The organism is Mycobacterium sp., assembly GCF_036488105.1.
Classification (GTDB): domain Bacteria; phylum Actinomycetota; class Actinomycetes; order Mycobacteriales; family Mycobacteriaceae; genus Mycobacterium.
Map to the genome: position 1 here is coordinate 1 of NZ_DASXHW010000563.1, position 3,097 is coordinate 3,097.

Here is a 3,097-nt window from a genome sequence, read left to right on the forward strand (position 1 = left end):
CATCAGGGCGATGTGCCGAGAGGACAGCGTGTGACCGCACTCGATCACGTGATCGTCGTAGTCGCTCACTTCGCCGCAGCCTTCCTGGCGCGAGGGGCCGCAGACGCCTTGTGAGCGCCGCCGCGCGTCCGGGTGGCCTTCGGGACCTCGGTGGTCTCCTCGGTGCCCGGACGGTCCTCCGTGACCGCGTTGACGGTCTGCTGACGGGCCGCGAGACACATGGTCTCGATGCGCTGATGACTCCGCTGCACCTCGCCCAAGAGGTGACCGATGATCGGATCGACCGAGTCGGCCACGGACCGGAGCAAACCGCCGGCTCTGTCCAGCTCTTCGAGCACCTGGGACGACAAGCTCTTACGTGCCATGATGTGACTCCCTACAGGGGTACTTGGCTTCCCCCTAGGGACCATTCAAGCGCACCTAGCTTCCCCTAGCAAGCCCCTAGCTTCCCCATCACAAAATGGATCTGGCCCCGCCGGACGTGGGGTCTCGGCGGGGCCAGCGCGGGGCCAGAACGCTCGCAGCGCGAACGGTTGACGCTACAGGCTTAGCACCATCGCCTGCGCGAGCACCAGCACCGCGTTCCAGTACGTCTTGGCGTCGGTGGCGGATGACAGAACCTGGTTCGCCTGGTATGTGGGCGGGATGATCAGCGACGTCTTGCCGAACCTGCCCGATGCACGTATTGACATCGTCTGTTGGTGCCTGGACGGCGTCACGTGCACGGTGAACTTGTTGGCGCGAGTGGCCATACGACCTGCTCCTCTGCGGTTCGTCGTGGGGTTCGACGTCGATCGACGTCGAATCAGTCCCCTTGTATAGGGGGCCCGGCGTACTAGAAGTACGTCTTGGTCGTCTTGCGCGTCCGGCGCCTCTGTGTCCCGAGCTGCTTCCGGACGGAGAACGCGGTGAGCACGGTCTTGGTGAACGCCGGCTGTCCGCTCTGCGTGGTGAACCTCGGGTAGACGAAGAACGTCGAGCCGTCGGCCTGCACCGCGGTCTGCACCGAGGTGATCGCAGCCTTGACGTTCGCGCCGGGTGTCGCGAGTAGCACGTCGTCGGCAGCCTGGCTGTCCGCAGGAGCGGGCAGGGCCATACGGCCGCGTCCGTACTTCTGGGTGACCGTCGAGGTCCAGTCGACCACGATCGAGTTCGAGCCGGGCAGACCGGAACCGGTCGCGGTTCCCGCGAGCGACACGGTGGCCGTGCTCTTGGCGACCTTGTGCATGCTCGCGTTCAGCGTCCCGACCTCGAACTGTGTGATCGAGGTAGTGCTCTCGTACACGGTCGCGAGCCCTGTGGTCGCCAGGTTCCATGCCGAGGTCCAGGCGTTCTGCCAGGTCGTCAGCAGCGCTGTCGGAGACTGCGTGCTGGTGATGTGGCGCTCGGTGGACCACGCACGTCCGTCCGCCAGGACGCCGCGCACGTAGGCGATGTAGTCCGTCATCGATCCCTCCTTTCTGATGGGTCGTCACCAGAGTAGTCCTTACGTGTCTCCGTGTAACCCCTGGTCAAGGCTAGTTTGCCGTTTTCACCGCGGCGTCGCCGGCGAGCTCGTCGACGGAGGCCTGCAGGACCGCGGCCGCGCCGCCGGCGGTCCTATCTCCCCAGGTCAGGGAGATATATATTCGGTATAGGTTCCTAACGAATGTAAGGGGCACGGATGACCACGAAGCACGTCGTCACGAGGGTGCACGGCCAGTTCCTACCGACGGGTACAACGCCGCTCGCGCCGAGCTCGAACAACACCATGCAGATGTCGGACGGAGGAATTTCGCACAGCTACTCGTCGCTCCGGCTGCGGACCGACGTGGAGCTCTACGTGGTCGCAGGGGGCGGGACGACGGACGTGAACCTCTCGTTCCTCTATGAGACGTTGATCGTCGTCGGTGGCCAGTTCACGCAGGGCGGACTAGCGACGTCGTCGCGCATCCCGCTGACGGACGAGAACTTCACGCCGGGCACGTTCGAGCTGGGGGACTGGGTCCAGTGGGACCGGCTGTATCCAACCGTTGACTTTGTCGATATAAACATCCCCCAGCTGGTCATCGTGACGTGGAAGCCAGTGCAGGGGACGATCGACACGCAGGCTCGCCGCCGGTACGACTCGATCAACGGAATCGACGTGTGGATGCCGTGGGAGATCCAAGACGGCGCCGGGTTGATCAACACCACTGACGCTGGGGGGAACACCTATCACCTCGGAGCGAGGTTCTCGCAGGCTGCGACGTGGTCCGGGAGGTCGTGAAGACCCGCGCGGTACTCCACGTGGCCGACGTCGGTGATCTACAGCGTAGCGGACCGCGCAAGCGCGGGCTGACATAACAGGCCCGCTGCGCGGGCGGGGCGCCTGCGGCGCCGGAAGCGGACGCGGCTGGCGCCGCGACTGTGCCTTAACGGCCCGGCCTGTCTTGATCGTAGAAACTGCGAACGTTCACAGGAAAGGGGCCCCTTCGGGGGCCCCTTCGGAGGTCTGTTATCTCCTTTCCCGCAGATAGCGAATCCAGTAGTCCGCTTCTGCGTCCTGTAGAATGCGATAAATCGACATAAGCGATTCGCGCGCATTCCTTGGTGGGGTTTCTGGTAGTTCCGCCCAAAGCGCTGTTTTCTTGATCGCTTGAGGCCGATAAATCGACTTCCGCTGAACCTCGAACTGGGCCCGTGTGAACGTCGGGGCGTACACCAGCGACGCGCTCACACCGACCCAGTCGAGGTCGTACGCGGCCTCCCAGTCGATCGGGGGAGGTTCAGGGGGCATCGATCACGTCCAGAGCCGCGAGGCGAACTCGGTGCCCTCCAGGAGCTGCTTCACGTTGGGCTCACCCCACACGTCGTGGTAGGCGTCGGTGGCCTCACCAGCCTTCGTGCAGATCTGGAGCAGGAACTTGTGCGACGCCTCATCCATCAGTGGCCTCACGGACGCCTGGTCAGCCTCCACGTACCCGCGCAGGATGCCCATCAGGGCGATGTGCCGAGAGGACAGCGTGTGACCGCACTCGATCACGTGATCGTCGTAGTCGCTCACTTCGCCGCAGCCTTCCTGGCGCGAGGGGCCGCAGACGCCTTGTGAGCGCCGCCGCGCGTCCGGGTGGCCTTC

The 3,097-nt window shown here is 64.5% G+C and carries 5 protein-coding genes; 1 reads left to right on the forward strand and 4 read right to left on the reverse strand.

Annotated elements, in window-relative coordinates:
• Window positions 1–65: 65 nt before the first annotated feature.
• From VGH54_RS29640 to VGH54_RS29650, 3 genes are all read right to left on the reverse strand, one after another.
• Entirely contained in the window at window positions 66–365 is a 300-nt protein-coding gene (locus VGH54_RS29640) for a hypothetical protein (protein ID WP_331515754.1), read from the reverse strand.
• Between the two features lie 174 nt (window positions 366–539).
• A complete protein-coding gene (locus VGH54_RS29645) occupies window positions 540–752 on the reverse strand; it encodes a hypothetical protein (protein ID WP_331515755.1) in 213 nt (70 codons plus the stop codon).
• Between the two features lie 83 nt (window positions 753–835).
• Complete coding sequence (locus tag VGH54_RS29650) at window positions 836–1,447, reverse strand: hypothetical protein (RefSeq protein WP_331515756.1); 612 nt, start codon at window positions 1,445–1,447, stop codon at window positions 836–838.
• Window positions 1,448–1,663: 216 nt separating this feature from the next.
• On the opposite strand from VGH54_RS29650, the gene VGH54_RS29655 reads away from it, so the two are divergent.
• Window positions 1,664–2,248 (forward strand): hypothetical protein, encoded by a 585-nt coding sequence (locus VGH54_RS29655; RefSeq protein ID WP_331515757.1) that lies wholly within the window; start codon window positions 1,664–1,666, stop codon window positions 2,246–2,248.
• A 513-nt stretch (window positions 2,249–2,761) separates the two neighbouring features.
• On the opposite strand, the gene VGH54_RS29660 is transcribed toward VGH54_RS29655, so the two are convergent.
• Window positions 2,762–3,097 (reverse strand): hypothetical protein (locus VGH54_RS29660; protein ID WP_331515758.1); only part of this gene is annotated, 336 nt, incomplete at its 5' end.